Origin of the sequence: Marinobacter sp. ES-1 (assembly GCF_000475255.1) — a bacterium.
GTDB classification, from domain to species: domain Bacteria; phylum Pseudomonadota; class Gammaproteobacteria; order Pseudomonadales; family Oleiphilaceae; genus Marinobacter; species Marinobacter vinifirmus.
Map to the genome: position 1 here is coordinate 349,041 of NZ_AXBV01000032.1, position 26,477 is coordinate 375,517.

General features: G+C 61.6%; 23 protein-coding genes. 4 read left to right on the forward strand and 19 right to left on the reverse strand.

The window, feature by feature from the left end; all coding sequences use genetic code 11:
* Positions 1-70: 70 nt before the first annotated feature.
* The 14 genes from tssM to tssB form a co-directional block, all read right to left on the reverse strand.
* Entirely contained in the window at positions 71-3,664 is a 3,594-nt protein-coding gene (gene tssM / locus Q668_RS05335) for a type VI secretion system membrane subunit TssM (RefSeq protein ID WP_036219199.1), read from the reverse strand.
* Between the two features lie 24 nt (positions 3,665-3,688).
* Positions 3,689-5,134: a type VI secretion system protein TssA gene (tssA, locus tag Q668_RS05340; RefSeq protein ID WP_022988582.1), complete on the reverse strand. Its 1,446-nt coding sequence runs from the start codon at positions 5,132-5,134 to the stop codon at positions 3,689-3,691.
* A gap of 12 nt (positions 5,135-5,146) precedes the next feature.
* Complete coding sequence (vasI, locus tag Q668_RS05345; protein WP_022988583.1) at positions 5,147-5,788, reverse strand: type VI secretion system-associated protein VasI; 642 nt, start codon at positions 5,786-5,788, stop codon at positions 5,147-5,149.
* Positions 5,785-7,350: a sigma-54 interaction domain-containing protein gene (locus Q668_RS05350; RefSeq protein WP_022988584.1), complete on the reverse strand. Its 1,566-nt coding sequence runs from the start codon at positions 7,348-7,350 to the stop codon at positions 5,785-5,787. Before Q668_RS05350 ends, vasI begins: the two co-directional genes overlap by 4 nt.
* 256 nt (positions 7,351-7,606) lie before the next feature.
* Positions 7,607-10,294 (reverse strand): type VI secretion system ATPase TssH, encoded by a 2,688-nt coding sequence (gene tssH, locus Q668_RS05355; protein ID WP_081697555.1) that lies wholly within the window; start codon positions 10,292-10,294, stop codon positions 7,607-7,609.
* On the reverse strand, positions 10,260-11,081 hold the full coding sequence (gene icmH, locus Q668_RS05360; RefSeq protein ID WP_022988586.1) for a type IVB secretion system protein IcmH/DotU: 822 nt from the start codon (positions 11,079-11,081) through the stop codon (positions 10,260-10,262). Before icmH ends, tssH begins: the two co-directional genes overlap by 35 nt.
* Positions 11,082-11,084: 3 nt before the next feature.
* A complete protein-coding gene (gene tssK / locus Q668_RS05365) occupies positions 11,085-12,419 on the reverse strand; it encodes a type VI secretion system baseplate subunit TssK (protein ID WP_022988587.1) in 1,335 nt (444 codons plus the stop codon).
* Entirely contained in the window at positions 12,419-12,952 is a 534-nt protein-coding gene (gene tssJ / locus Q668_RS05370) for a type VI secretion system lipoprotein TssJ (RefSeq protein ID WP_022988588.1), read from the reverse strand. The genes tssK and tssJ overlap by 1 nt, the downstream gene beginning before the upstream one ends.
* On the reverse strand, positions 12,952-14,127 hold the full coding sequence (gene tagH / locus Q668_RS05375; RefSeq protein ID WP_022988589.1) for a type VI secretion system-associated FHA domain protein TagH: 1,176 nt from the start codon (positions 14,125-14,127) through the stop codon (positions 12,952-12,954). The genes tssJ and tagH overlap by 1 nt, the downstream gene beginning before the upstream one ends.
* 17 nt (positions 14,128-14,144) lie before the next feature.
* Complete coding sequence (tssG, locus tag Q668_RS05380) at positions 14,145-15,161, reverse strand: type VI secretion system baseplate subunit TssG (protein ID WP_022988590.1); 1,017 nt, start codon at positions 15,159-15,161, stop codon at positions 14,145-14,147.
* Positions 15,125-16,897 (reverse strand): type VI secretion system baseplate subunit TssF, encoded by a 1,773-nt coding sequence (gene tssF, locus Q668_RS05385; RefSeq protein WP_022988591.1) that lies wholly within the window; start codon positions 16,895-16,897, stop codon positions 15,125-15,127. The genes tssG and tssF overlap by 37 nt, the downstream gene beginning before the upstream one ends.
* A 309-nt stretch (positions 16,898-17,206) precedes the next feature.
* Positions 17,207-17,644: a type VI secretion system baseplate subunit TssE gene (tssE, locus tag Q668_RS05390; RefSeq protein ID WP_022988592.1), complete on the reverse strand. Its 438-nt coding sequence runs from the start codon at positions 17,642-17,644 to the stop codon at positions 17,207-17,209.
* A 3-nt stretch (positions 17,645-17,647) separates the two neighbouring features.
* Entirely contained in the window at positions 17,648-19,129 is a 1,482-nt protein-coding gene (gene tssC, locus Q668_RS05395; RefSeq protein ID WP_022988593.1) for a type VI secretion system contractile sheath large subunit, read from the reverse strand.
* A gap of 61 nt (positions 19,130-19,190) precedes the next feature.
* Positions 19,191-19,688 carry a type VI secretion system contractile sheath small subunit gene (gene tssB / locus Q668_RS05400; protein ID WP_022988594.1) on the reverse strand — a complete coding sequence of 166 codons (498 nt, stop codon included), beginning with the start codon at positions 19,686-19,688 and terminating at the stop codon, positions 19,191-19,193.
* A 271-nt stretch (positions 19,689-19,959) separates the two neighbouring features.
* On the opposite strand from tssB, the gene Q668_RS05405 reads away from it, so the two are divergent.
* Together Q668_RS05405 and Q668_RS05410 are read left to right on the forward strand one after the other, a co-directional pair.
* Positions 19,960-20,220 (forward strand): acyl-CoA-binding protein, encoded by a 261-nt coding sequence (locus Q668_RS05405; RefSeq protein WP_022988595.1) that lies wholly within the window; start codon positions 19,960-19,962, stop codon positions 20,218-20,220.
* 146 nt (positions 20,221-20,366) lie between these two features.
* Complete coding sequence (locus tag Q668_RS05410; protein ID WP_022988596.1) at positions 20,367-20,675, forward strand: site-specific integrase; 309 nt, start codon at positions 20,367-20,369, stop codon at positions 20,673-20,675.
* A gap of 3 nt (positions 20,676-20,678) precedes the next feature.
* Here the strand turns inward: Q668_RS05410 and Q668_RS05415 are convergent, their stop codons facing one another.
* Positions 20,679-21,137, reverse strand: a complete 459-nt coding sequence (locus tag Q668_RS05415; RefSeq protein ID WP_227498286.1) for a hypothetical protein — start codon at positions 21,135-21,137, stop codon at positions 20,679-20,681.
* 220 nt (positions 21,138-21,357) lie between these two features.
* On the opposite strand from Q668_RS05415, the gene greB reads away from it, so the two are divergent.
* Together greB and Q668_RS05425 are read left to right on the forward strand one after the other, a co-directional pair.
* A complete protein-coding gene (gene greB / locus Q668_RS05420; protein WP_036219280.1) occupies positions 21,358-21,834 on the forward strand; it encodes a transcription elongation factor GreB in 477 nt (158 codons plus the stop codon).
* A 248-nt stretch (positions 21,835-22,082) separates the two neighbouring features.
* Positions 22,083-22,364, forward strand: coding sequence for a hypothetical protein (locus Q668_RS05425; RefSeq protein WP_022988599.1), 282 nt, complete (start codon positions 22,083-22,085; stop codon positions 22,362-22,364).
* 4 nt (positions 22,365-22,368) lie between these two features.
* Here the strand turns inward: Q668_RS05425 and Q668_RS05430 are convergent, their stop codons facing one another.
* The 4 genes from Q668_RS05430 to Q668_RS05445 form a co-directional block, all read right to left on the reverse strand.
* Positions 22,369-23,850 carry a sensor histidine kinase gene (locus tag Q668_RS05430; protein ID WP_036219200.1) on the reverse strand — a complete coding sequence of 494 codons (1,482 nt, stop codon included), beginning with the start codon at positions 23,848-23,850 and terminating at the stop codon, positions 22,369-22,371.
* Positions 23,837-24,517 carry a response regulator transcription factor gene (locus Q668_RS05435; RefSeq protein ID WP_022988601.1) on the reverse strand — a complete coding sequence of 227 codons (681 nt, stop codon included), beginning with the start codon at positions 24,515-24,517 and terminating at the stop codon, positions 23,837-23,839. Before Q668_RS05435 ends, Q668_RS05430 begins: the two co-directional genes overlap by 14 nt.
* Before the next feature lie 104 nt (positions 24,518-24,621).
* On the reverse strand, positions 24,622-25,401 hold the full coding sequence (gene hyi / locus Q668_RS05440) for a hydroxypyruvate isomerase (protein WP_022988602.1): 780 nt from the start codon (positions 25,399-25,401) through the stop codon (positions 24,622-24,624).
* Positions 25,402-25,411: 10 nt separating this feature from the next.
* Positions 25,412-26,323 (reverse strand): NAD(P)-dependent oxidoreductase, encoded by a 912-nt coding sequence (locus tag Q668_RS05445; RefSeq protein ID WP_022988603.1) that lies wholly within the window; start codon positions 26,321-26,323, stop codon positions 25,412-25,414.
* Positions 26,324-26,477 lie beyond the last annotated feature (154 nt).

A 26,477-nucleotide genomic window follows, 5' to 3' on the forward strand; every position in this document is an offset into this window, starting at 1 on the left:
TTCAAACCCACACCATCCGGGTACGGGCTGCGATCAGCCCGGGCGTTCAGGCCCGGGCGCGGGCCATAGTCTAATACAAGCTGCGGGGTATTCGGTACCCTGCAAGCAGCTGCTGTGTGAACGGGTTGGTATTACTGGCGGCATGCAGGCGATAACGCATGGCGCCATCGTCTACGTTGAATTTTACGTCGACAGCGTTACTGCTCACGCCGGCAATCTCTGCTTTATCCAGCAGCCGGAACAGCGCCCAGGGGCCGCTTTCAGAGATGCTGCGTGGCGAACGGTTAACCTGAACCGGCACCAGGGTAATACGGCTTTCCACCGAATCCCGCAGGGTGTTGGGCCATACCAGCGGTATGCTCTGGCGCGGGCCATGGGAGAACTCCACCAGCTGGCCGTCGATGTTCACTACCGCCCTGCGTTTGTTGTTGGTCAGGTTCAACGGTTCCAGGGCAAATTCCACATCCAGTGTACCGCTGCGGGTAAAAAAGGCCTGGCGGATCTGGCGGGCACGATCCAGGGCCGACACCACGTCACGCCGCACCAGACTGGCCCGGCGGGCGTCGCCCACGTGCTCCGGATGATCTTCCAGGAACAGCTTCAGGTTCTGGTTGTAGAAGGTTTCCAGAATGCCATCCGGAGCAAAGAAGCGTTCAAAATCCTGCAGGGCGGCATCACGGCCGGCACCGGCTGTGAACGGATAATGCCGGGCCAGGTTTTGCTGGAACGGCTGGTAAACCTCCCGGTACCACTCACGCTCCAACTGGGCCACCGCCCGGTCCAGCACCACCCGCCAGCTTTCCGAGGCCAGCCGGTTCAATATCCGGTTGAGCGGTTCCGGCTGGTGGTTGGCCATGCGCTGCAGGGTGAAGATCGGATCAGCCCCCTGCAGGCCCATGCGGGCCCGGGCCGCCGCCAGGGAGGCCTTGCCGGCATCCGGAGACTCCTGGATGTTGCGCAGGTACTCGTGCAACTCGCCGACCACCAGCATGATTTCTTCCAGCCCCGAAGGCTGTTCGCCCTGCTTGTCCGACAGGCGGTTCAGGTCCGAGAACTGCCGTTCGATATCCTGCAGCATACGGTAGTGGGGCGACTGTTCCAGCAGCTTGCGGGCGGCCTCGGCTTCCCCTTCGCCCACAGGAATCAGGCGGGTGTTGTTCTGTACCTGGGCCAGCAAGCGAGTCAGGGGCTGGTGGCCGCTGGTCAGGCTTTCCAGCATGCGCACACCGTGGTTCAGGTCTTCAAACCGGTGGATATCCACCCGGCTGATGGCCGTGCGCCAGGCGTCTGCGTAGTTCTCTGCGTAAAGGGTTTGCAGACTGGCCAGCAGTTCTGCTTCATCCGCCTTGCTGAAGTCCACATCGTTGCGGCGGCCCAGTACCCAGGCATCCACCAGCGCCAGCTCGGTTACAGACCCGGACTTGCCCAGGAACCACTTCTCCAGGCCGTCACGGGTCAGCAGGGCCGGAATGGAGAGCGGATCTTCCGTGCCCGGCAGCTCATCGCCCAGCGGTTCGCCGTAGGCATCCAGCCGGGTGAACACCGTGGTGAAGGCAGGGCCTGAGCTGCGGGCCAGTTCCAGCGGGGCCTGGAATTCCCGGCCGGCTTCCACTTCCAGGTCACGGTAAACGCGATCGGGCGTGCTGATGCGGCCCAGCTCGTGCTGCGCCCACTGCACACTGCTGCGGAAGGGCGCCAGGGCCATGGCGGCGGTCTGGTCGCCGTCGGCAGCCATGCCGGCCAGGTCGGTGTGGGCCATGGCGTACTGCAGGTGGCCATACAGCCGGTTCTGTACATCCCGCTGGCCTGGGAAGCTCGACTGCCAGTATTCGCGCATATAGCCGGAGACAAGGTCACTGCGGCGACCGCTGGCATCGTAGAGCATACGAAGCACCCGAAGGTGTTCCAGCCGCTCAGTGCTGTCATCCGGCGCGCGACCCATTTCTTCCATCACGCCGAACATCAGGGCCGGAAGGTACTGGTAGGCCAGCATATCCAGGTAGGCGGCATCCACTTCCGGGCCGACCTTGTGGCCCTGGTACAACCCCATATCGGTAACCAGCGGCCACTCCTTGCGGTAATCACCGAACGCCATGGTGGCTTCCCGCAGCTGGTCCAGGGGCTGCAGCAGGTTGCGACCGGTGCTGTCCGGCTCATAACCCACCGGTTGCCAGTCGTTGATGAACGAGTTCACCCGGGTTTTCACCTGGGCAGCCGCCTCGGCGTTCTTGATGAAGTAATGCTGCCAGCCGGCGGTTACACCGGCACCAGCGCACAGGGCAACCATGGCGGCAAACGCCACCTTGCGCCGGCGCTTGCTGACAACCTTACGGTTATCGCCGGCCAGCCCGGCCTCCCGGTAAACGATGTCGGGAAACAGGTTGCGGGTGAACAGGCTGGCTGACTGCCCGCCACGCTGGGCCGGCTGAATCGGGCCGGTCACCTGGTAGTTACGGGCAGCGGCAGAGACAAAGGCATCTTCGGGCACGCCTTCCTGCAGAACCGAGGTAAAGAAAGTGCCGCGCACCAGTGCCGGAGTGGAGAAGGCATCGGCTGACAACAGGTCGGCCAGGAACTGTTCCATGGTCGACTTCAGGCCGGCCAGCTGGCGGGTAAAGGAATAGGCCGCTGCCCGCTCCTCGTTATCCCGGGTGTTCGCCAGCACGTCCGGCAGGCGTTGGGACAACTCCTCCACCATCTCACTGTAGCTGCCCGCAAACTGCTCCAGCCAGTGATCATGGTCCTGCTGGCTCTCCAGCCGGAAGGTAAAGCCCAGGGCTTTTTCCTTCTCGGCTTTCGACAGGGTTCGCACAAAGGGCGCAAAGCCGTACATCAGGTCCATTTTGGTGAAAGTGACATACACCGGCAGCCGTGACCCCAGCTGCTCCATCAGTTCCCGCAGCCGTGTGCGCAGCAGTATGGCATGGGCTTCCCGTTGCTGGTCGCTGGCGGTGCTCAGGCGCGCCAGGTCCACGGCCAGGATCACGCCGTTCAGCGGGCGCTGAGGCCGGCTGCGCTCCAGCCAGCCGATAAAGTGGTTCCACAGCCGGTTCTGGATCTCACCGGTGGCGCCCTCACCCTGGTTCTGGCTCAGCAGTTCACCATCCGGGTCGATCAGTACGCCGTTGTCACCAATCCACCAGTCAAAGCTGAACGGATTACGGTCACCACGATTGTTACGGGTGACGTTGGTCAGGGTGTAAGTCTGCCCTGCCCGCTGAATCAGGCTGGTTTTGCCGGCATCTTCCAGCCCCATCACCAGGTACCAGGGCAAGCGGTAAAGCCCCTTGCGGCCCGGCAGGTTGCTCTTCAGGGCATGTAACTGGCGGTCCAGCAAACGCTGCTGCCGGCGCTCCATGGGCAGGACAGGATCTTCCTGTTCCTGCTGTTCTTCGGCCTTGGCCTTGTTGACCTTGCCCAGCCGGCGCGCCAGGGCCATGCCCCAGAACACCACAACCAGAAGAATGACCCCGAGGGTAACCAGCGCCCGCATCTGCCAGGCCATCAGCGGGTATTCACCGTGGATTTCCAGCCTTGGCCCCAGCCACCAGGTGGCCACCAGCAAGGCAACCACGCCCAGTACCAGGGTGACCGGGGCGGCGTTACGAATGTATGGCAGAAGCCAACGACCAATGAGTAATGCTTTTCTCCACATGGTTTCCATTCCTGCGTTAGATGCGTGCGGGCGTTACGCCAGTCGTTCCAGTTGTTTGATCAGGCCCGGTTCCCAGTCTTCCAGGACCACCCCCTGAACCTGGTTTTTCAGGTCCTGCAGGTGTTCGCCAGCCATGGTTTTCAGGCCGGTTTCTTTCAGCAAGCGGGCACTGGCCAGGCGCCAGTAGAAGCGCTCCCTCGGTTCCCTTGCCTCCGCCAGTCCCTGCTCCAGAAGCTCCATGGCCGAAGCCAGCTTATTCTGCCCCGCCAGCTCCAGCGCGCTGTCCAGGGCCTGCTCCCAGGCATTGGCCCCACCGCCACCACCCTTGGCGGAAACCGGCGTGGTGTGCAGCCAGTCGGCGGCCTGGTCACTGAGGAACGGGGTGCCGTCGTTAAACGTGAGTTCCGCCAGCTGCGGCAAGCGTTCGACAAACGCTTTCAGGGCTTCCCGGATGGCCTCGGCGCAGTCGCCGTGGCCAAGGGCGGCGGCTACCCGGGCGCTCAACCAGTGGCCGTCGAGCCAGAACGGGCTTACCGACAGGCTTTGTTCAATGCGCTGCCAGAGTTCGTTGTCAGGGGTTTTCTCCAGAGCTTCCCGGTATTCCGACACCCGGTCGGCACTCACGGCGGCCAGGTCGGTGCGCTTGCCATCCCGGGTCGGTGGCAGGCTGGTAATGCTTTGCCAGATGGCATGGCGGCGCATCCGGTAACCCAGGGGGTTGTCCGGCTCGGTGCCGGTCAGCAGTTCGGCCACTTTCAGCAGGCTCTGGCGGGTGGCCCGTTCGTTGCCGGGGTCCAGGGTGAGGTTGCCCAGAGCTGCCGGTGTCGTCGCTGAAGCCTCAGGTTTAGGGCTTGCCGGGCCCTGGGTCGTGCCCGCTGGCGTCGAAGCGGGTTCTGTTGCGCTCTGGCTACCGGTGGGCTGATCCTGCCGGGGCAGTTTCTCGACGGCCCGTTTGAGGTCAAACAGAACTTCATCCGGCAAATCCCGAGCCCGGGCCTGGTCATCCAGCCGGGTGATCAGGTCCAGGCAGAACTGCCGGCCATCGCCGGCACTGGCATCAAACACCAGGCTTTCCACCGGTTTCAGGGCGCGCTGCAGTATCTGGGTGAACAGCATTTTCCGGGCCCTCTGGCCCTTTGCTCCGGGGTAAGGCCACGCTGTTTCCCACCAGTCGTCCAGCACCCGGTGCAGCAGATACAGAGACAGCACAAAGCGTTCGCCGTCCCCACCCCGCTGCAGGCTCACCATCAGAAACCCGAGCACCTTGATATCCTTGCTGCGGTCCGCCAGCAGCTGCAGCGCCACGCTTTCCACTTTGTTCCAGTCGATATCGTTGTGGGCCAGCGAACCCACCTTCATTACTTCGTCTTCCAGAAACTCCAGTGCGCTGTCCTCGGCCAGGCTTTCACCCACGGCAGACTCACCCGGGATAGCGCCAAGCACCTGGTCTACGTACGGATGTTGTTCGATCACCTGCATCACATTGCTCCCTTACCAGCCACAGGCCTGGCGCAAAGGCTTGATGGCCTCCGCGTAGCCGGTGAGGTCAAACAACAGCCCATCCAGTTCCGCCACATCGGCCTGAACCCGGGTATCCGGCTCCCGAACCATGGCCAAAACGGTGCGAATAGCGGGCAGGCCACGGCCAGCACTGACCACCAGCCCTTCATCCCGCACCCGCCACCAGGCGCGTTCAGCACTCAGGGCCACATTGACCCGCTCCCGGTTAATCGGCTCCGGCAGCATGACCGCAAGTTCGGTGATGTTGTTGTGGCATTGCAGGGTCAGTACCGGGCGCGGGGGCTTTGCTCCCAGGGCGGTCACGGTGACCAGGTGCCCGACGGTTGCCCCGGTGTTCCGGTAAATCACCCCGGAGGCATCGCCCTTACCAGCCAGGGCAAAGGCCTGGCGCCAGCGTTCGGAGCGATTCATCCGAGGCTCTCCGGCACCCGGCTGATAACGGGCCAGCGGTGTGGCAAAAACCTCGTCAAAACAGGCCAGCCGTTCCAGCCGGTTGGCTTCTTCAGTGCAGGCCTCGGCCGCGGTCAGGCGCGGATCGGCGACGCCATGGCTGCTGGCACACAGCATGGCCAGGGCCAGCAGGCCAGTTCGAACAGGGTCTTTCAGGGTCATAGGTCAGTTACCTGATACTTCAGACATTTATGGGCCAGGGTGCGCTTCGGCAAACCCAGGCTTTCGGCCGCCTGGGCACGGTTGCCGCCGTACTGACGCAGACGGTCACGGATAATGGCGGCTTCAAAGGCCTGGGAGGCCGCTTTCAGGTCGCGGATGTCGTCGACTCCCGGCACCCCCGGCACGGTTTTGGGCTCCACGCCTGCTGTCAGTGGCTGGCCAGGTTCGGCAAACAGGTCATCCAGGCGCAGTACATCGGGCTGGATATCGTCACCAGCGGGGGTTTGCAGGCAGGCCAGTTCCACGATATTGCGCAGTTCCCGCACGTTGCCGGGGAAGTTGTAACCGGCCAGCGTGTGCAGGGCGTGGCTGCTGATACCCAAAGGGCCGCTGCCTTCACGCTCGGTATACAGGCGGATGAAATGCCGGCTCAGGGCTTCCAGGTCTTCGGTGCGCTCGCGCAGGGGGATGACCCGCAGTGGGAACTGGCTGAGGCGGTAAAACAGGTCCCGGCGAAAGCGGCCGTCTTCGATGCCTTCCTGGAGGGGCTGATGGGTTGCCGCTACCAACCGGAAGTCGGAGTGCTGTTCATCCCGGGCACCCAGGGGGCGGAACTGGCGGCTTTCCAGCACCCGCAGCAGTTTCGATTGCAGGGCCATGGGCATGTCGCCGATTTCATCCAGGAACAGGGTGCCGCCGTTGGCCTGGGCCAGCAGGCCTTCCTTGGCCTGGTCCGCACCGGAGAAGGCACCCTTGGTGTGGCCGAACAGTTCGCTTTCCAGCAGGCTGTCCGGGATGGCGGCACAGTTGACCACCACCATGGGGCCGTTGGCCCGGTCAGACATGTCGTGGATCCCCCGGGCAACGACGTCTTTGCCACAGCCGGTTTCGCCCTGGATCAGCACCGACAGCTGGCTGCCGGCGGCACGCACTACCTGGGCCCGCAGGTTGACCATGGCTTCAGAGTTACCAACCAGGGTGTGGGCCAGTTGGTTACAGCGCTGGCGCAGGGTTTCGGCGTCGTGCAGGTGGTCCAGGGAGCGCTTGAGCAGCCGCCGCTGCCAGACCTGGTCGCGGGTTTGCAGTTGGCTGATCCACTGGTGCACCAGCAGTTGTTTGATGCCGGCGTACAGGGGCTGGCTGATGATGCCTTGCCAGTCGGGGTGGTCGCCACACAGTACGAGCATGCCAAGCGTGCGGCCATCTGTGCCTTTTAACGGTTCCAGCCAGAAACTTCTCGGGCGGCCACTGAGTTCAAGGAGCGTCTGGAAGCCAGCGTGGTCCAGGCGGTAGCTAGCGGCGCGGGTGAGTTCCCGCGGCTGGCCGGTTTGCAGCACGTGGGCGAAGGGGTGGCTGAAGTCGTTGCAATCGAATTCGCCCGCTTCGTCCAGTTTGCCGCAGTGGAGGGTTCGGCCGCTGAGGTCGAGTTCCAGCGCCCAGCACTTGCTGAGCCCGAAGGCGTTTTCGAGTTGGCGGGTGGCGGTGTTCAACAGCGCCGGCAGGGTATCCTGTTTGATGAGTGCCACCGCCAGGTCTATGCCGGTGTGCAGTTCCTTCTGCATTCTTCCCATGCTTTCCATCCCAGAATAATGACTTAGGAGATCGTCGCCCGCGCACCCTGCGGGGTGGCTTTCCAAAACACGCTGTGAATACATCCTTGTACGCTCCGCTCTCGTTTGCCGCCCGCACACCGTGGGGTATAGCTTTCCAAAACACGCTGTGAATACGTCCGTGTACGCTCCGCTCCGCCATCCATGGCTCCGCAGGGTTTTGGAAAGCTATACCCCACGGTGCGCTACGATTCAGGAGGCCTCCAGGCTAAGCGACTGTTCCTATAAATTTATTTTCTTCGACACCCAGAGTGACCTTGGTCACCGGCTCCCTTGCCGCCAGTTTTTCCAGCAGCGCCAGCGACACCGGTGGCAACAGTTCGCCTTCGATGATCGATTCCAGCATCCTTGCGCCGTTTTCACTTCGGGTGGCGCGGCTGCGGATGGCTTCTACCAGACCGTCTTCCAGCTCCACCTCGGTGTGGTAACGGGCTTTGATCTGGTCAGCCAGGCGCTGGAGTTTGTCGCCGACTATGCGGTTGAGGGTGTCTTCGCCCAGCGGCAGGTAGGGCACCACTTCCATTCGTGCCAGCAGCGCGGGTTTGAAGAAGTTGGCCAGTTCCGGGTACAGGGCTTCTTCGATCTTTTCCGGTGCTTCGGCGTGGTTGACGATGGTCTGGTAGCCGAGGTTGGAGGTGAGGAAGAAGACGACGTTTTTGCAGTCGATCAACCGGCCTTCGCCGTCCGCCAGTTCGCCTTTGTCGAAGGCCTGGTAGAACAGGTTGAGAACTTCCGGGTGGGCTTTTTCGACTTCGTCGAGCAGCACCACGGAATAAGGCTTCTGGCGGATGGCTTCGGTGAGGATGCCGCCTTCGCCAAAGCCGACGTAGCCCGGGGGTGAACCGATCAGGCGGGAGACGGTGTGTTTCTCCTGGTATTCGGACATGTTGATGGTGGTGAGGAACTGGCGGCCGCCGTAGAGCAGTTCGGACAGTTGCACCACGGTTTCGGTTTTACCAACGCCGCTGGGGCCCACCAGCAGGAAGGCACCCATGGGGCGGCCCGGCCGGCGCAGGTCGGCGCGGGCGGTGAGCAGGTGCTGGTGCAGGCAGTCGATGGCCGTGTCCTGGCCTTTGATATGGGCCTGCAGATAGGCCGGCAAGTGGGTGATTTTTTCTAGTTCGTCGGTGGTCATGCGGTTGACCGGGATGCCGGTCCAGTCGGCGATGACTTCGGCGACCTGGCGGGCGTCAACCCGGGCGTGGACCAACGGTTCGTCGGCCTGGAGTTCAGCCAGTTCCTGTTCTATGGCGGCGGCTTCGCTTTTCAGATCCGGGCGTTCTTCGTGGTCGCTCTCGGCCATCTCAACAGCAGCGTCATCAGCGGTTTCGCCCTCGACATCCCCCGCCAACAGCTGTTCACGGATCTCGACCAGTCGGGCTACCAGTTCGCGCTGGTCGTTCCAGCTATGCTCCAGGGCTTCGGATTCGGCGGTCAGGTCGGCAATGCATTGCTCAAGTTCCTGTTCCCGTTCGATGTCGACGTTCAGGCCCAGGGTGTGTTCCCGGCTCAGCAGGTCCTGCTCCATGGCCAGCTGGTGCAGCTCACTGCGCACGTGGCTCAGGCGCCGTGGCGGAGTGCTCAGGTTCAGGCTGACCCGGGCGCAGGCGGTATCCAGTACGTCGATGGCTTTGTCCGGCAGCTGCCGGCCCGCCAGATAACGGGCAGACATTTCCGAGGCGGCTTTCAGGGCGCTGTCGGCGACCAGTACCTGGTGGGCTTTTTCGTAGACAGTACGCAGGCCACGGAGGATGTGGACGGCTTCGCCCGGGGTCGGCTCGTCCAGGGCGACCGGCTGGAAGCGGCGGCTGAGGGCCGGGTCTTTCTCGAAGTATTTCTTGTACTCGCGCCAGGTGGTGGCGGCGATGGTGCGAAGCTCGCCCCGGGCCAGGGCTGGCTTGAGCAGGTTGGCAGCGTCGGAGCCGCCTTCGCTGTTGCCGGCGCCAATCAGGGTGTGGGCTTCGTCGATGAACAGGATGATTGGCGTAACAGAACCTTTCACGGCTTCGATCACGCCCTTCAAGCGCTTCTCAAACTCACCTTTAACGGAAGCTCCGGCCTGCAGGGCGCCCATGTCCAGGGTCCAGAGTTCAACGGTTTTCAGGCGGTCCGGTACGTCGCCGTTCACGATGCGCAGGGCCAGGCCTTCCACCAGGGCGCTTTTGCCCACGCCGGCGTCGCCCACCACGATGGGGTTGTTCTTGCGGCGGCGGCAGAGGATGTCGATCATCTGGTCGATCTCGGCATCGCGGCATACCACCGGGTCCAGCTTTTCTTCCCGGGCCAGCTTGGTGAAGTCGGTGGCGTAGCGCTTGAGCGGGTCCATATCGGTATCCGCCACAGGCCTGGCCGCGCCGTTTTCGGTCAGTTGCGGGCGCTCAACGGAGCCTTCGGTTAGCCGGTCAAACTGCTTGCGCAGCTGTTCCCGGTTGATGTCCACCAGGGCCTGGGCCACCCGGGGCATCAGGTAGCGGTCGGCGTTCATCAGCAGGGCCAGGAACACCGCGCCGGAGCGCAGTTCGGTGTGGCCCAGTTCGGTAGAGGCCAGCAGCCAGGCATCCTGCAGCAGCTCCACCAGCAGCGGCGAGAACGAGGGATACGGCTCGGCAGTCTGGGGCTCACCGTTCAGGCTGTCGCCCACCAGCGGCTGCAGTTGCTGGTGGTTGATGCCGGTGTGTTCCAGGATCTGGCGGACGTCAGAAAACGGTGTTTCCAGCAGCTTGAACAGCAGGTGCGCCGGGGTAATCTCGGCGCCCTGACGGCTGATGCACAGGGCAGCGGAGGCTTCCAGCGCCTGGCGTGAAATGTCGTTGAGGCGCCCGATCAGCGCCGGCAGTTCTACCCGAATCACAGTGATGTCCTTATTTCGGTAGTTGGTCCAGTACGCTGAGCACATCCCTGATGCGTTCGTTCAGCGCAATGTTGTACAGGTGATAAATCCCAGCCATGGCCGCCACAAACACCCCCCCGATCAGCCAGGCGGGCAACCCGGTGCGCAACCGGTTACGGGCAGGGGCCAGGTTTGCCAAGGCATCGGTCAGCGGCCGGGGTTCCCGGTCACCGCGCAGTTCCCGCAGCTGTTCGTACAGGCCCCGGACAATCTTCTCGTATTCATCGCGGCCGTTTTCCATCACCTTGTAACGGCCCTCAAAACCCAGACACAGGCACAGGTAGATGAAACCCAGCATGTCCCGGTAGCGCTCCGGCTCTTTTTCCATCCGGGCCAGAATGGCGAACACCTTCTCACCACCCCAGGTTTCGTTGTGGAAACGGGACAACAGGGAGTGTTGTGACCACACACTGTGGGCGCCCCAGTCGGTGCCCAGCACCGCTTCGTCGATAAATGCGCACAGCACATAGCGGTATGCCACCACCGTGGGGCGTTCGTAGCCCTGCTCTACCAGTTCACGGTCGATGGCCGCCACTTCGTCGGTTACCTGTTGGTATAGGCTTTCCACGTCCCGGAAATCCGCCAGCCGGCGAACCCGGATAACCAGCCCCAGCAGCGGTGTCGCCGCGTCGATCAGGCGGTTTTCTTCCTGCCCCCGCAGCTGGAATCCGCTGTTGGCAAAGTCATTGCGGGAACCCGGGCTGTCGCTGTCGGCAAACAGAAGGTCACTGAATGCACGATCATCCGAATCCCTGGTGCTGCGCGGTCTGTCCATTACCGGTGCATCTGTCATGATCTAGCTCCTGATTGCCCAGAATTGCATTTCCAGCCCCGGGTAACTGCCGGCCACGTGGAAGGCGAAGCCGCTGGCGTTATCGAGCATCTGCCAGGCCTGGCTCTGGTCGTCCAGCCGGAAGTACACAAAGCCGGCGTGATACGGCAACTGGTGCGGCGCCACCGGCAAGGCGGACAGCGGAATGCCGGGCAGCTGCAGGCTGATGAGATCGCGGATTTTCTCCACCGAGGCCACCTTGCACTGCTGCACAAACTGTTTGCGCAGGTCGTCCAGCGGCATGTCGGCCTTCACCGCCAGGATGAACTCGGCGTCCCTGATCAGCTGGCCATCCTGGACCGGGGCCACTGTCAGGCCGTACTGGCGCTGCTGCAGGGCGATCGACAAGGCCCGCGGCTCCAGAACGGTACTCAGGGCCTGCCGCAGAATCTGCATCAGCGGGCTGAAACACGCCACTGGCAGGTCGTGGTCGTAAGGGGTGAACTCCCTTGGCAACCGGCTTTCGTCGGTGAAGGTCACCAGCTCGCCGCAGAGTTCCAGCAACACCTCATACAGCCGCTCCGGATGCAATTGGCGCAGCCGTGCCAGGTGCATAAACCGGGGGTGGGCACGGTTCAGCATCTGCAACAGCATGAAGTCCGACACATCGGCCACACCACCCTGCCCCGGCGCACCCACGCGCTCGGCGATGTTGCGGGCCCGCTCCTGCATCAGCCCGGCCATCTCTCCGACAAACCGCTGAAGCCGGGGCGCGGAACGCACACTGAGCATGGTGGGCAGGAAGTTCGGGTCCATCACCAGGCTGCCATCCGGGCGCTTTTCCAGGATCCGGCCAACGGCAAGGCTGGCGTAGGCGCTGCGGTCTTCCCGCTCCAGCATCAACCGCGGTGCCACCCGGCCCACATCGATGCTGTGGGCATCGCCATCCACCGAATGCAGGTCGCGGATCTCTACAGTTTGTGCCCGGAACCGGCCGGCGACCGGGGCATCCGGCCATTCCACTTCTGCCAGGGTATCGCTGCCCAGGGGCAGTGCCAGGAACACCACCTGGTTGGCCACCGAGGCATCGGTGATTTCCAGGGGCTCCGGCATTACGTCGTCCTGGGGCAGGTTGAACCGGGTGCCGTCTGGAAACAGCCCGCAGGCCCGCACCAGCCCGACCCGGCCAAAGCTCAGGTACTCGGCGTTCAGTTCCAGATCACTGAAGCCATACAGGTAGTCAGACACCGCCAGCGCCCGCTCGTTAATCTGGTGCTCCAGGTATCTTTGTTGCTGCTGGAAATGCTGGGGCTTGATAAACAGCCCGTCACTCCAGACCACTCGGTTGGTGACTGCCATCAGCTTTCATCCGAACGTGTCAGTTTCACTTCCCGCTCGCGCAGATTGACCAGCAGGTGGTAGCGGCCGCCAATGGGGTCCACCCTGACCACCTTTTTCCACTGGGACAGGTTGGGGTAGGCATAGAAAGCAATCACAGCGATAAAACGGGTGTCCTTGCTGATTTCGAACGGCTCCACAAACTTGAACTGGCCCGGCACCAGGGTGTAATCGCTGTGGTCCACATAATTGCGGCCCAGGGAATCTTCCAGGTCGGTCAGCAGCTGGTCGAAATCACCGGCCATCAGCAGCGAGCTGTCCCGCAACTCGATGATCTGGAACGCGATGGGCGTGGGCGCCAGGGATTCGTTCGGGTTTACATTCGGTTCCGCCAGCATGGTCAGGTCCACGCGGCTGGGCAGGTCTTCCGGATAGCCCACGGGAATGTCGGGATCCCATAGCACCTTGGCGGTCTTGGTCACCGCGTTGTACGGGGTGCTGCACCCCACCATCAACATAACAACCGCCAGCAAGCTCCATTTGCAGTACTTCATCAAACATTCTCCCTCTGTAGTTGGCGCAGATGCTGGTCATAAGCCTGGTCGAACACCTCCTGGAAGAGGCGCTCGAAACCCTGCTGACGACTGGATCTGAGTTCCCGGTAATAGTGTTGGTACATGTTCCAGGCCCAGCGGCCTTCGTCTTCGTTGTCTTGCAGGCCACGGCGGTAACCGTGGAACCGGCGCAACAGGGCCTCCGGTGAGAAGGCGTAAAGGATCGCTTCCAGCGCTTCCCGAATGGCTTCCCGGGTAGCCTGCTGGTGATGGTTCAGGCTCTCCAGGCTTTCGCGAACAGCGGCCGGGGCAGACAGGTGCACCGGGCTGCGCTCGGCCGCAAACAGGGTCTGCATGGTGCCCGCATAGTCATCACCCAGGCGCAGCGGATTGTCCTCAATCGGCTGCAGGCGGGTGCGCAGGGCCCGGTGGCGGGAATCCTCGCCCTGATGCAAAGCCAGCAGGCCTTCGACCGTGGCTTTCAGGGTCTGGCCGGCCTCTTCCAGAAACAGGCGCATTTCATCGCTGTCGGCAAAGTCAATCTCGGCTTCCATACCGCGCATCAGGGGGGCACCGCTGATGTGTTGCCGGCTGGTGTCTTTGGCTTCCCGACTCTGTTCCTTGGACTCTGACATGCCCTGTCGCTCCTGTGTCTCTGGCCAGGGAGCCAGCGGGTCTTCGCTGATCGGTTCCCCCGCCGGGGTGTGCAGTCCCTCAAGAGGCTCGCGGCCATCCGGCAGTGCCTGGCCGGATTCCGACCGCAACAACGAGCCTTCGGCCACATCCACCAGTTGCCTGTGCTGGCCGGCGTCTTCTTCCATCCCGTTGTTAAAGGCCGCCTCGCCATTGAGCTCTACCCGCATCCGGTACCGGCCAATGGTGAGTGTGTCACCATGATTCAGCCGCGCCCTGCGGCCCCGGCCAACAGGCTGGCTACTGCTGTTGATGTAGGTTCGGCCGCTGCGGTCGATCAGGCAGAAGCCGCCATCCAGGTAACGAACCTCGGCATGGCCGGCTACAGCGCCGGTGCGATGGGGCGACAACCGCCAGGTATCGTTGGCGGCTGTACCGATAGAGCCGCCACCGGTACTGAATTTGTGTTCAATGCTGGCACCACCGCCGGTTTCGGTCGGGTTGATGATCACCAGGGTTAATGCTGCTGTCCGGTTTGACACCTGTCTGGCTCCTTGCCTTATCGTCGTATCTGGATGCGCACCGCCGGGCGTTCACGGGCCCGCTCCGGTGTTACAAATGAATTCCAGCCGAGGCGCACATCCTCACCCAGCTGCATGGGCCGGATATCCCTGGGCCGCATCTGCAGTTCCAGGTCGTAGGCCAGCTGCTCCCGGGTGGTGAATTCCACCAGCTTCACCAGCCGCTCATGGTCCCGGCCGTTGGGCAGGAAATCCGCAAAACGGCGCCGGCTCAGGTTGCGCAGGCGCAGGATAAACTTGCCGCTGCGATCCCGGATGCCGGAGCCCACCAGGGTGTCCTGGCCCAGGCTGGCATTGGCCTGGCCCAGCCGGGTTTGCTGGTCTGGCCCGATGGCCACCTTACGCAACACCCACTGTTCGATGCTGACGTCTTCCAGGTCGAAACAGTGCGCGACAATGCCGCTGACCACTTCCGGCGACCGGCTGCGGCCCGCCATCTGGCCCGCGTAGGCCAGCATCTTGGACCAGTTGACCGGTGTCGCATCCCGCAGGCGGCTGTCGCCCAGCCCCACCAGGGCAAACACCAGTTCGGAAAAGCCATCGCTGGCGCCCGGCTGAAACCGCACGTAATACCGGTACTTGCGCCAGGCCCGGTGAAACAGCGTGACCAGCCGGTGATTGAAAAAGTCCAGGAAGTGCCGGCGCACCCCCAAATCCTGGCCCGCTTCCCAGGCCAGGTCTTCCAGGTAGTAACCGGGCAGTGGCGACTGGGAGCCGTGCAGGCCGAGGAAGCTCACTTCCATCTGGTAAGGCGCGTGTTCATGTTCCGGCGACAGGGCCGAAATCACATCACTGCCCGGAAAGCCCAGACCGGCCGAGGCCGAAAACCGGATACGCTCCTGCCGGGGCTCGCCGTTGCCGGAGTTTTCCAGGTCGTCGCCGTGGTGCCGGTGAATCAGGTCCACCAACTGAAAAAAACTGTACCGCCGCGCGTTGCCGAGGACAGGTTCCAGCCCGGCTACATCAGCGGCTGCTGACCTTGCTGTAACGTCCATGTGTACCGTTCCTGGTTGTCTGTATTCACCACTTCCAGCTGGTGAAAGGCATTAATGCTCGCGTAAAGCGCAAAAAACTGACTCAGTACCGTTCCGAACAGGTACAGATCGCCCTCGCTGCCGAAATTCTGCTGATCCAGCTTCAGCACCGAACGGATCCCCCGCACCGGCAAGCCGCGCACCATTCGGTCCACCGGCTGGGTGGCAATCTCGCTGATACCCGCCAACCGCTTCTGGGAAACCCGTTCCGCCTGCCGGTCGACCAGGGCACGGAAGTCGTACACCCGCAGCACCGTGCGCAGGGCATCCACATCCAGCATCGACAGGTAGTTCAGGGACAGATTGGAAATCAGCGTCCACAACAGGCTGCCATCCAGCGTCGGCCGCAGCGTGGCCGTGGGCCGGGTAATGTTGCTGAACGAGGCAAACGCCGGCGTGGTCTCGGTGGCCATGCAGATCTCCCCCACCGCCAGTTGCTGGGGCAGCTGCCGGTTGGTGCAGGTCAGCGTCAGCGACACCGCTTCCTGCCGGTTCATACATTCCGACTCGTCACCCCGGACAAACGAAATGTAGTGATCAAAGCCATCGCCCCGAACGCTCTCCCGGGTACGCACCCGGTAATACAGTGCCGTACGGCCCCGATCCCGCTCCACCTCGTGCTGGAAACTCTCGAACGCGGTATACAAACGCGGCTCACCCCGCCCCGAACGCCCTTCCAGCCAGCCTTCCACCTGCTCGATACTGAACACTTCAAAATGCTCCGGGCAGCGGCTGGACGGGGAAATGCGGTACTCGGTCTGCCGGCCGTTCAGATCCACCGGCTCCCCTTCGTGGCTGAACAGATTCACCGCCGGCGTGCAGTACAGCTGCAGGGAGTCCCGGGTAACCCGGGTATCCGGCGGCAGAATCCGGCTGAAATGAAAGCGCAGACTGATCTCATCCGCCTGCACCGCCGGCAACCGGGACTTCAGCCCGCCGATATCAACAAACCGGAAGGCCTCGGGAAAGCTCAGATACTCCTGAATGATGCGGTACCCGGCATAGGCATTCTTCGGATACGGCAAAATCGCCTCATCGGCGGCAAAACCCACCGGCTGCAACAACGACGACGGCAGGTTGTAGACGTTGTCGCCCACCACCAACTCCATACGGCTGAGGTAATGGTTCAGCCACAGGTACAGGGTCTCAGCGGTGTGGTTATCGCCGCCCAGATAGAACCGCAGACTGTCCAGCCCCAGAGCATTCAACGGCTGGTCCGTATGCAGGGCCAGGTCGACGGTAACGGAAGACACTTCCCGGGAATGCTCGGCATAGGCCTCCGCCACACTGACCGGAAAGATATCCACAGCCCGGCAAGTCCGGAACCGGCACTGGGTCTGACGACTGGCCTCGCCCAGGGGACGGCTCTTGATTTCGGTATAACGCTCCACCGTCTGCCGCTCGCTGATGGCATGCAACTGCGGGTCAAAGCGCATAATGGTGCAGCTGGGCACCGGCCGCAGATAATTCGGCCAGAGCATGTTCAGCAGCGAATGGGTCAGCTCCGGAAACTCGTCCTCAACCTTCTCCCGTAATTTGCCTGTCAGAAAGGCAAAGCCTTCCAGCAGCCGCTCCACATCCGGGTCGGTGCTTTGTTCGGACAAAAAGCGGGTAAGCTGCGGATGCGCCTCGGCAAATTCCCTGCCTTGCAACCGCAGAAAGCTCAACTCATCCCTGTAGAACCTGTTCAACTTCATTCTTACTGCACCTTATCTGGCTCCGAGCAAGGGTGTGGTTGGTCTTTCCAAAAGACGCTTCGAGCCCGTCCGTGGGGCGCTTGAGCTCCGCCATCCATGGCTCCGCACACTTTTGGAAAGACCAACCACACCCTCGCTCTCATCCGTGCCTTCAAAAAACATCCAGACGGCATTCATCCAGGTTTGACGGAGAGGGTGGGGGACCATTTTCTGGCGGGAAAAAAGATGTCTGAGCAAAGCGAGTTGTTTTTTCCCAGAAGAAAATGGTCCCCCACCCCCTCCAGCCCCCACGGGCCAATGCAACCAAGCCTAAACCACCCGGTAATACCGCTTGTCATCCAAAACCAGGTCAATGGTGGTCCGGTCGTCACTCCCGGCAACCTGCAGGTAAACCGTCACCTGAAACTTCAACTGCAGCGGGTCCGGCCCCGGCGGCAAGGCCACCACATCCACCCGCTTGACCCTCGGCTCAAACTTCTCGATACACTGACGAATCGCCCCCCGAATCTGGATACTCAGATCCAGCGTACCCAAGGTGGCATCGTTGAAATCCAGCAACCCGAGATCCGGTACGCTGGCGCTGTTGCCCGGATGGGCGTTCAGCAGGCGCACCAGGTGGCGCTTTATGGATTCCACCACATGGGTCACCTCACCCATTCCCTGCCCCGGGGGGGCAGCAGCCTGTTCGAGCCGTTCAAACAGGCTGCCGGTATTGCGAACGCCGTCAGTGCCGGTGTCGCCGAACACGGATTAATCCTTGTCCAGGCGGCCAACCAGCGAGAGTTCGAAGTTGGCACCCATGTACTTGAAGTGCGGGCGCACGGCCAGGGAGACCTGGTACCAGCCCGGATCGCCTTCCACATCGGAGACTTCCACGTGGGCGGCGCGCAGCGGACGGCGGCTGCGAACATCTGCCGGCGGGTTTTCCTGGTCGGCCACGTACTGGCGAATCCAGGTGTTCAGTTCCCGCTCCAGGTCCTGGCGCTCCTTCCAGGAACCGATCCGCTCGCGCTGCAGTACCTTGATGTAGTGGGCCAGGCGGTTCACGATCATCATGTACGGCAGCTGCGTGCCCAACTTGTAGTTGGTTTCCGCTTCCTTGCCTTCCTTGGTGTTCGGGAACTGCTTGGGCTTCTGTACCGAGTTGGCGGAGAAGAACGCCGCGTTGTCGCTGCCTTTGCGCATGGTCAGGGCGATGAAGCCTTCTTCCGCCAGTTCGTATTCACGGCGGTCGGTGATCAGCACTTCGGTCGGGATCTTGGCTTCCAGCTGGCCGAAGGATTCGAAGGTGTGCACCGGCAGGTCTTCCACCGCACCACCGCTTTGCGGGCCGATGATGTTCGGGCACCAGCGGTACTTGGCGAAGCTTTCGGTCAGGCGGGTCGCCAGCAGGTAGGCCGTGTTGCCCCACAGGTAGTGCTCGTGGTCGCCGGACACTTCTTCCTTGTAGTTGAAGCTGCGTACCGGGTTTTCGGTGGGGTCATAGGGCACCCGCAGCAGGAAGCGCGGCGCGGTCAGGCCCAGGTAACGGGCGTCTTCGGATTCCCGCAGGGAGCGCCACTTGGCGTATTTCGGGCCTTCGAAAACGGCGCTCAGTTCCTTGATCGCCGGCAGCTCCTGGTAGCTGTCGACACCAAAGAACGACGGCGCCACCGAGGACAGGAAGGGCGCGTGGGACATGGCGCCCACGGACGACACGCACTGCAGCAGCTTCATATCGGGAGTAGACGGGCTGAAGGCGTAGTTGCCAACAATGGCACCCACCGGCTCGCCACCGAACTGGCCGTATTCGGCCGCATAGATGTGTTTGTAGAAGCCGGTCTGGGTAACGTCCGGTGCGAATTCAAAGTCTTCCAGCAGTTCCTGCTTGGTGGCGTGCAGGATGTCGACCTTGATGTTCTCGCGGAATTCGGTGCGGTCGACCATCAGCTTCAGGCCGCGCCAGGACGATTCCAGTTCCTGCAGCTTGGGTGCGTGCAGGATTTCATCCATCTGGGCGCTGATCTTGCGATCCAGCTCCACCACCATCTGGTCCACCAGGGCCTTGTTGACCGGCTGGCCTTTTTCGTCGCTCTTCAGCAGGTTGGCGATAAACGTGGCCACCCCTTTGCGGGCAACATCGTAACCTTCGTCGGCCGGCGCCATGCGGCTGTTGGCCATAACTTGGTCCAGCAAGGACCCTTGTGCTACGGATTCGGAGGCAGCAGATTGCTGCACAGCAGTATCAGACATACCACATCCCTTCAGTACGTGATTGATAATCGGTGTTGGTTACCGGGGTCCGGTGGCGCGCTTATTCGCCGCCGTCGGTGGCCAGCTCAAGCTCCGCCAGCAGTTTTTCCCGGGCGCCGTCGTTGTCCAGCAGTTCCTGCAGCTTGCTGCGGAAGGCCGGTACGTTACCCAGTGGGCCCTTGAGGGCAACCAGGGCTTCGCGCAGTTCGATCAGCTTTTTCAGCTCGGGCACCTGGCGGGCGATGCTGTCCGGAGAAAAGTCGTCCAGGCCCTGGAAGTCCAGGTTCACCGGCAGGTCGTCGGCATTGTCTTCGAGCTTGTTGGAAACGGTGGTGGAGAGGGTCAGGCCCGCTTCCTTCATGACCGAACGGAAGTTGTTCTTGTCAACGGAAATGGCCTTGCGGTCTTCGATGGGGGTTTCTTCAGCATGGCCCTTGAAATCGCCAACCACGAACATTTTCAGCGGCAGCTCGGTTTCAGCCTGCTGGTCGCCGGTGGCGGGGACATACTTGATATTGATGCGCTCTTTAGGCGCGACAGAACCGTCTTTGGCAGACATGGCGTGCTCCCTGTGCAATTCATTTGCAGTGTCGTTCAATCCCTGAAGCCGGCCATCCTGGCAGGCAACGGCGCAAACTGTACACAGATGATCCGCTGTTCTCAAGCAGGCGCTGGCGAGAAATGACCTGAAATGTGCAGTCGGGCAAACTTTTGCCAGATTGCCCTGCCGCCCGCCATAACGCGCTTTCAGTCAATGACGGCGATTCACACCAGGGCTATACTCGGCCCATCCTCAGAGGAAAAAACCATTAAAACCAAGGAGCCAGACCATGAGTGACCTGAAAGCGAAATTCGATGACGCGGTAAACTACATCCAGTCCGCCGAAGGCGACTTCAAACCCTCCAACGAACTGAAGCTGGAGTTCTACGCCCTGTACAAGCAAGCCACCGAAGGCGATGTTTCCGGCAAGCGCCCGGGCATGATGGACTTTGTCGGCCGCGCCAAGTACGACGCCTGGGAAAAGGTCAAAGGCACCTCCAGCGACGAAGCCATGCAGAAGTATATCGACAAGCTGGAAGCCCTGAAGTAACCGAGGCGAGCCCTGGGCCCGGAGCCCCCTGCTCCGGGCAGACAGCCCCTTGCCCGGTGGCTGCAGGTCTTTTTTGCACCATTCAAACGTTTGTCATATGATGCGCGCACCATAACAACAACAAGCTTTCCGGAAGAGTGCGTAACATGAATATTACCCAGGCGCTGGAGCAGTCACGGCCCGGCATGGTCGACGAAGTTCAGGCGGCCATTCGCAAACACCAGCTCAATCAACGTGCCGAACAAACCTACCTACACTGGATCAGCCGCTTTGTGCTGTTCCACGATCTGACCGACCCCGACAACCTTGCCGAAGAAGAGCAAAGGCAGTTTCTGGCGTATCTGAGTGACAAGATGCAGCTGTCCCGGGCCCGCCTGAACCAGGCTACCCAGGCACTGACCTTTTTCTACCGGGATGTGCTGGGCAAGCCGGTGGCGCTGGAATCAGCGGCCTGAAGGCTACCGGCGCTCGGTCATGTTGAGGTTGAAGGTATCGTAGGTGCGGTTCTCCGGTGGCCGGATCACATAGTTGTTGCTGTGGGTCTGGCCGGGAATCACCTTCGGGTTGCTGAAACGGATATCCACGGGAATTTCCGAGCGGCCCAGGTCAGTCCGGTCGTCCCTGGGCTGAAACGCCAGCGGGTCCAGGTAGAAGTCATCATCTTTTCCTGCCTGCACCGGCACACCGGCTGCCGGCGCCTCCAGGCCACCCTCGATCACCGTGTTCGCCAGGGCTTCCTCTTCAATGGCCCGGAACGGGATGGTTTCAATGGTTGAACGCTGCTCAGGTTCGAAAGCAGACTCCGCACTCTGCGCCTGCACCACAGCCGGCACCAGCACCGTAATAGCCAGCACCATACCCGCCATAAGGGGCGGCCTTAGCCACGGTTGCTCTGTGCTCTGTCTGTTGCTGCTCATGGTATCTTCCTGAATCCTGGCTATCCGGTGCGGCACATCACTAATAACGCCCTGCGCACACTTAGTCTGTTCAGTTTATCGCCAACCCCGGGAGTTTTCCGGCAAGACTGGTCAAAGTGTGACCACCTTCACGTGTCCCTGCAGGCCATTCAGCAGTTGACCCGGATCCGCCCCGGCGATATGAATGGGCAAACTCTTTCACCTGACCTTTGAAGGCCTTATGGATACCAACGTTATTACCCCGGAAGGCTATGCCGAATTGCAGCAGGAACTGGACGAGCTGTGGCGCAAGGAACGCCCGGAAGTGACCAGGAAGGTACAGTGGGCGGCCAGCCTGGGCGATCGTTCAGAGAACGCGGATTACCAGTACAACAAGAAGCGATTGCGCGAAATCGACCGGCGGGTGCGATTCCTGAGAAACCGGCTGTCGAAACTGCGGGTGGTGGAGTACAGCCCGGTGCAGGAAGGCAAGGCCTTCTTTGGCGCCTGGGTAACCCTGGTGGACGAAGACGACAACGAACTCACCTTCCGGATTGTCGGGCCGGACGAGATCTACGGCAAAAACAACTACGTCTCGGTGCATGCGCCGGTGGTCAAAGCCTGCCTCGGCAAAAGCGAAGGCGACGAAATCAGGGTGAGAACCCCGGAGTCGACCAAGCTGTGGGAAATCGATCGAATCTGTTACCAGCAGCCATAAAAAAACCCCGCGGGTAACGGGGTTAAGGCTAGCGCTGTGCTGGAGGGGGAGGCAGGCAACGGGTCACCCGCCTCCGCATCTACAGTACCCATTATCCTCACCTCTCATTACCTGCCTGTGGCCACGGAATTACCTTTTGGCAAGACATCCCGCCCTTGGCTCCGGTCGGAAATTAGGTTGAACACTCTAGCGCCCGCCATTAGTTTGCAGGTAATTGACCCGATTTCCCTGTTAACGGAGACACACCGATGAACACCAAGAAACTGCTGAACCTGGCACTGGAAGGCATTGATACCCTGGGCTTCCGCCTGGACGACATGGGCATTACCAGCAAACTCAACCGGCACAATATTGCCGCCTTTGTGATGGCAGAGCAGAAGCACCTGGAAGGGGAATGGGACAGCCTGCAGGCCAGGGTTGACCGTCGTCGCGCCCAGTTTGACCAGCTGGCACAGGCCGTCGAAAGCCGGGCCGACATCGTCATCGGACCGGTACTCAACCGGGTAAACCGGTTCCGCGCCAGCCAGTAAGCAGTCAGGCCTTGCCGGGTTCCGCCGTTGACGTTCGTTCATCAGCGGAATCCGCTGCAGGCTCCACCGTGGTGGCCTTGATCCGCTTTCGGACGCCGGTGAAGGCCGGCATGCGCACACTGACCGTAAGCCCCGGCGGCTCCTCGCCCGGATGGGTGTCGCTGAGCAGGATCTGGCCCTGGTGAATCTCGGCCACCGCACTGACCAGGCTCAGCCCCAAACCATTACCCGGCAATGACCGGCTCTTGCCGACCCGGTAAAAACGCTGGAACACCTGGTCTTTCTCGTCGTCCGGAATGCCGATACCGGAATCCCGCACTTCAAACACCGCTGCAGCACCTTCCCGGCGGACCGCCACCACGATGCCGCCATGCTCGGGAGTGTACTTGATGGCGTTATCAATCAGGTTGCTGACCATCTGGAACAACAGGTCGCGATCACCTTCAATCATCACCCCGGAGGCCATCTCCTGGGTAAAGGTCTGCTCCTTGTCTTCCGCCAGGGCTTCGTAAAGCTCGCAGGCATCACTGACCAGCTCATCCAGCGACACCACCTTCATATCGGCGGAATTACCCCGGGTTTCCAGCCGGGCAATCCGCAGCAGGGCGTTGAAAGTCGCCAGCAGTTGATCGGCTTCCGCAACCGCCCGGCCTACCTGTTCGCGGGCCTCGTCATTATCGACGGCAATCAGGGTGTTTTCCAGCTGGTTACGCAGGCGGGTCAGCGGGGTGCGAAGGTCGTGGGCGATGCTGTCCGATACATGCCGGATACCTTCCATCAGGTACACAATCCGGTCGAGCATCTGGTTCAGGTTTTCGGCCAGCTGGTCAAAGTCGTCTTCGGTACCCCGGGTGGGTATCCGCAACGACAGGTGCCCGTTCATGATCCGTCGCGAGGTGTTGTTGATTACTTCGATGCGCCGCGTGGTACTTCGGCTCATCAGAAAACCACCCAGCAGGGCCAGGGCCAGGGTGATGCCCATGCCCCAGTTGATGGCGGTCTCGATCACCCGCTTCAGGCTGGTCAGCTCATCCACATCCCGGCCGACCAGCAGGCGCAGGCCCCCCTGGACATCAAAGATACGGGCCCGGGCCAGGCGTTCCGGCCCCTGCCAGCCCACGGTCGGGTTCAGGGTAAAATTGATCCAGCCACTGTCGGAAGAACGACTGCCTTCCGGCCAGGTTTCAATATTTCCGGCCAGTTTCAGGAAGTCATCGGTGGTCAGCAGGTAGATGGACTTGGCGTTCGGATCCCGGGCGACACGCTCACGGATGATGGTAATCAGCCCGTTCACGCCACGCCCGCGATACTGTTCCGCCAGACCGGCGATTTCCGCCTCGATGGTCTCGTCGGTCTGGGCAGTCATAAAGCCGGCGGTGCGCCAGTAGATGAATGCCAGGAGCAGGAATACAGAGGTGGCAAACACCACCATATAAAGCAGTGCCAGTTGGAACGATGACGTTCTGAGCTGACTAAGCAGTTTCACGCAGCATGTATCCTGCACCCCGAACTGTCTGCAGCAAGGGTGTATCAAATTCCTTGTCGATCTTGGCGCGCAGACGGCTGATGTGCACGTCGATTACGTTGGTCTGGGGGTCAAAGTGATAGTCCCAGACTTTTTCCAGCAACATGGTCCGGGTAACCACCTGGCCCGCGTTGCGCATCAGATATTCCAGCAAGCGGAATTCCCGGGGCTGGACATCGATATTATGGCCGGCGCGCTTCACGGTTCGGGCCAGCAGGTCCATTTCCAGGTCTGCTACCTTCAGTACAGTTTCGGTTTCAGCCGCCTGCCGGTTACGGCGGATCAGCGACTCGATCCGGGCCAGCAGTTCGGTGAACGAGAACGGCTTGGTGAGGTAATCATCGCCCCCGCCACGCAGGCCTTCCACCCGGTCATCCACATCACCCAGGGCACTGAGAATCAGCACAGGGGTCTGGTTGCCGGTGGCCCGCACGGTTTTGATGATGGATAGCCCATCCATGCCCGGCAGCATGCGGTCGACAATCATGATGTCGTATTCTTCACTGGCCGCCATCATCATGCCTTCCTTGCCGTCGGCCGCATGATCCACCACGAAGTCAGACTCTTTCAGCCCCTTCACCAGGTAACTTGCTACATCCTGATCGTCTTCGATTACCAGCGCTTTCACCGGTGACTCCTCCTGATAGCGGATTTGGTTGCTTACAAGGTTACGAATAACACCGGAACCCGGCCAGTTACGATCTTGTAAGAGGGTGTCGCCTATGACGACGGTCAACAACCGGGCCGGAACCAGCCCAGAGACGCCTCGGTTACAGCAGAAGGCCGATACTCGGCACTGACCCAGCCAGCGTAGCCCATCCTGTCGAGGGCAGCGAAAACATTCGAAAAGTTAATCTCGCCGGTACCGGGCTCGTTCCGTCCCGGATTATCGGCAAACTGAATATGGGCAATCCAGGGCAGCAGGCACTCCATGGAGCGAACCAGATCTCCCTCCATGACCTGCATGTGGTAGATGTCGTATTGCAGGCGCACGTTATCGGCATCCACCGCTTCAATCAGCTCCATCACCTTGCCGGTGGTATCCAGCAGGAAGCCGGGCATATCCACCCGGGAATTGATCGCCTCCAGGCACAGTGTCAGCCCCGCCTCGGCAAAGCGGTCCGCCGCGTACTGAACATTTGCAACCAGCGTGCTCCAGGCCTCCTGCTCTGAAAGCTCCGCCGGCTTGAGCCCGGCCAGGCAATTGAGCCGGGTATTACCCAGCACCCTGGCATAGGCAATGCCCTGCTCGACCCCGGCCCGGAATTCCTCAACGCGATCCGGCAAACAGGCAATTCCCCGCTCTCCCGAATGCCAGTCCCCCGGTGGCAGGTTGAACAGTACCTGGGTCAGCCCGTTCGCCTGCAACCTCTGCGCCAGCTCCTCTGCCGGCCACTCGTAGGGAAACAGGTACTCCACCGCCCTGAAACCCGAAGCTGCAGCACGCTCGAAACGCTCGAGAAACGGCACCTCGGTAAACAACATGGACAAATTCGCGGCAAAACGTGGCATCAGCGTCTCCTCAGCCCTTTGGCCCACGGCCCAGCGAGCCCAGCAAGGCCCCGTTCATATGCTCCAGCTCCAGCAACAAACCGCTGTGGTCCACATCGCTGTGGCCATTGGCCACCAGCGACAAATATTCGTTATGAGTCTGCTGCGCCAGCGGCAGCGTCAGCCCCTCGGCCCGCGCCTCATCCAGAATCATCCGCATATCCTTCAACTGAATCCGCGCCGGCGCCCCGGGGGCAAAGTCCCGGTCAATCATCCGTTGCCCGTGCAACTCCAGAATCCGGCTACCGGCAAAGCCACCCAGCAACGCCTCCCGCACCGCCGCAGGATCCGCGCCACCCTTAGCCGCCAGCAACAAAGCTTCAGACACCGCACCAATGGTAATCCCCACAATCGCCTGATTCGCCAGCTTCGCCAACTGCCCGGCCCCCACCGGCCCGATCCGAGTACACTTGCCCAACGCCCCGAACACCGGCAACGCCCGCTCAACATCCGCCTCCGCCCCCCCGGCCATAATACTCAACCGAGCCTCCGCAGCCCCCACCGTACCCCCGGAAACCGGCGCATCCACAAACCCGGCCCCACGCTCGCCAACCAGCCCCGCCAACTCACGGGCCAGCGACGGCTGCACCGAACTCATATCAACCACCAGCGCCCCCGCCTTCAACGCCCCGATCGCGCCCTGATGCACCAGCACATCCTCAACCACCTGCCCGTTCTCCAGCATGGTGATCACCACATCCGCGCCCACCACCGCCTCGGCCGGCGTCGCCGCAATCGTAGCCTCCTCCCGGAATGGCTCACACTTGCTGGCTGTCCGGTTCCACAGGGTCATCGGAAAGCCTGCATCCAGCAGGTTACGGGTCATCGGCGCGCCCATCAGGCCAATACCGAGAAAGGCAATTCGAAGGTTCTTTTGAGTCATCTTTGTTCTTCCTACACGCACGGAGATTGACGAAGCGCTTGGGAGGGCCTTTCCAAAAATTTGCGGAGCCATGGATGGCGGAGCAGAAGCGCCACAGGGATGCGCCGTAAGGAGCGGTTTTTGGAAAGGCGAACCCAACCCTGCCCCACTCCGG

Coding starts and splice junctions, on each gene's coding strand:
- Q668_RS05405 (WP_022988595.1), top strand. CDS start 19,960: ATGAGTGACCTGAAAGCGAAATTCGATGACGCGGTAAACTACATCCAG.
- tssK (WP_022988587.1), bottom strand. CDS start 12,419: ATGGCAGTCACCAACCGAGTGGTCTGGAGTGACGGGCTGTTTATCAAG.
- vasI (WP_022988583.1), bottom strand. CDS start 5,788: ATGACCCTGAAAGACCCTGTTCGAACTGGCCTGCTGGCCCTGGCCATG.
- tssF (WP_022988591.1), bottom strand. CDS start 16,897: ATGAAGTTGAACAGGTTCTACAGGGATGAGTTGAGCTTTCTGCGGTTG.
- greB (WP_036219280.1), top strand. CDS start 21,358: ATGGATACCAACGTTATTACCCCGGAAGGCTATGCCGAATTGCAGCAG.
- tssB (WP_022988594.1), bottom strand. CDS start 19,688: ATGTCTGCCAAAGACGGTTCTGTCGCGCCTAAAGAGCGCATCAATATC.
- Q668_RS05425 (WP_022988599.1), top strand. CDS start 22,083: ATGAACACCAAGAAACTGCTGAACCTGGCACTGGAAGGCATTGATACC.
- Q668_RS05415 (WP_227498286.1), bottom strand. CDS start 21,137: ATGAGCAGCAACAGACAGAGCACAGAGCAACCGTGGCTAAGGCCGCCC.
- Q668_RS05410 (WP_022988596.1), top strand. CDS start 20,367: ATGAATATTACCCAGGCGCTGGAGCAGTCACGGCCCGGCATGGTCGAC.
- tssC (WP_022988593.1), bottom strand. CDS start 19,129: ATGTCTGATACTGCTGTGCAGCAATCTGCTGCCTCCGAATCCGTAGCA.
- Q668_RS05350 (WP_022988584.1), bottom strand. CDS start 7,350: ATGCAGAAGGAACTGCACACCGGCATAGACCTGGCGGTGGCACTCATC.
- Q668_RS05445 (WP_022988603.1), bottom strand. CDS start 26,323: ATGACTCAAAAGAACCTTCGAATTGCCTTTCTCGGTATTGGCCTGATG.
- tssJ (WP_022988588.1), bottom strand. CDS start 12,952: ATGAAGTACTGCAAATGGAGCTTGCTGGCGGTTGTTATGTTGATGGTG.
- hyi (WP_022988602.1), bottom strand. CDS start 25,401: ATGCCACGTTTTGCCGCGAATTTGTCCATGTTGTTTACCGAGGTGCCG.
- tssA (WP_022988582.1), bottom strand. CDS start 5,134: ATGCAGGTGATCGAACAACATCCGTACGTAGACCAGGTGCTTGGCGCT.
- tssG (WP_022988590.1), bottom strand. CDS start 15,161: ATGGACGTTACAGCAAGGTCAGCAGCCGCTGATGTAGCCGGGCTGGAA.
- tssH (WP_081697555.1), bottom strand. CDS start 10,294: ATGTGCTCAGCGTACTGGACCAACTACCGAAATAAGGACATCACTGTG.
- icmH (WP_022988586.1), bottom strand. CDS start 11,081: ATGACAGATGCACCGGTAATGGACAGACCGCGCAGCACCAGGGATTCG.
- tssM (WP_036219199.1), bottom strand. CDS start 3,664: ATGGAAACCATGTGGAGAAAAGCATTACTCATTGGTCGTTGGCTTCTG.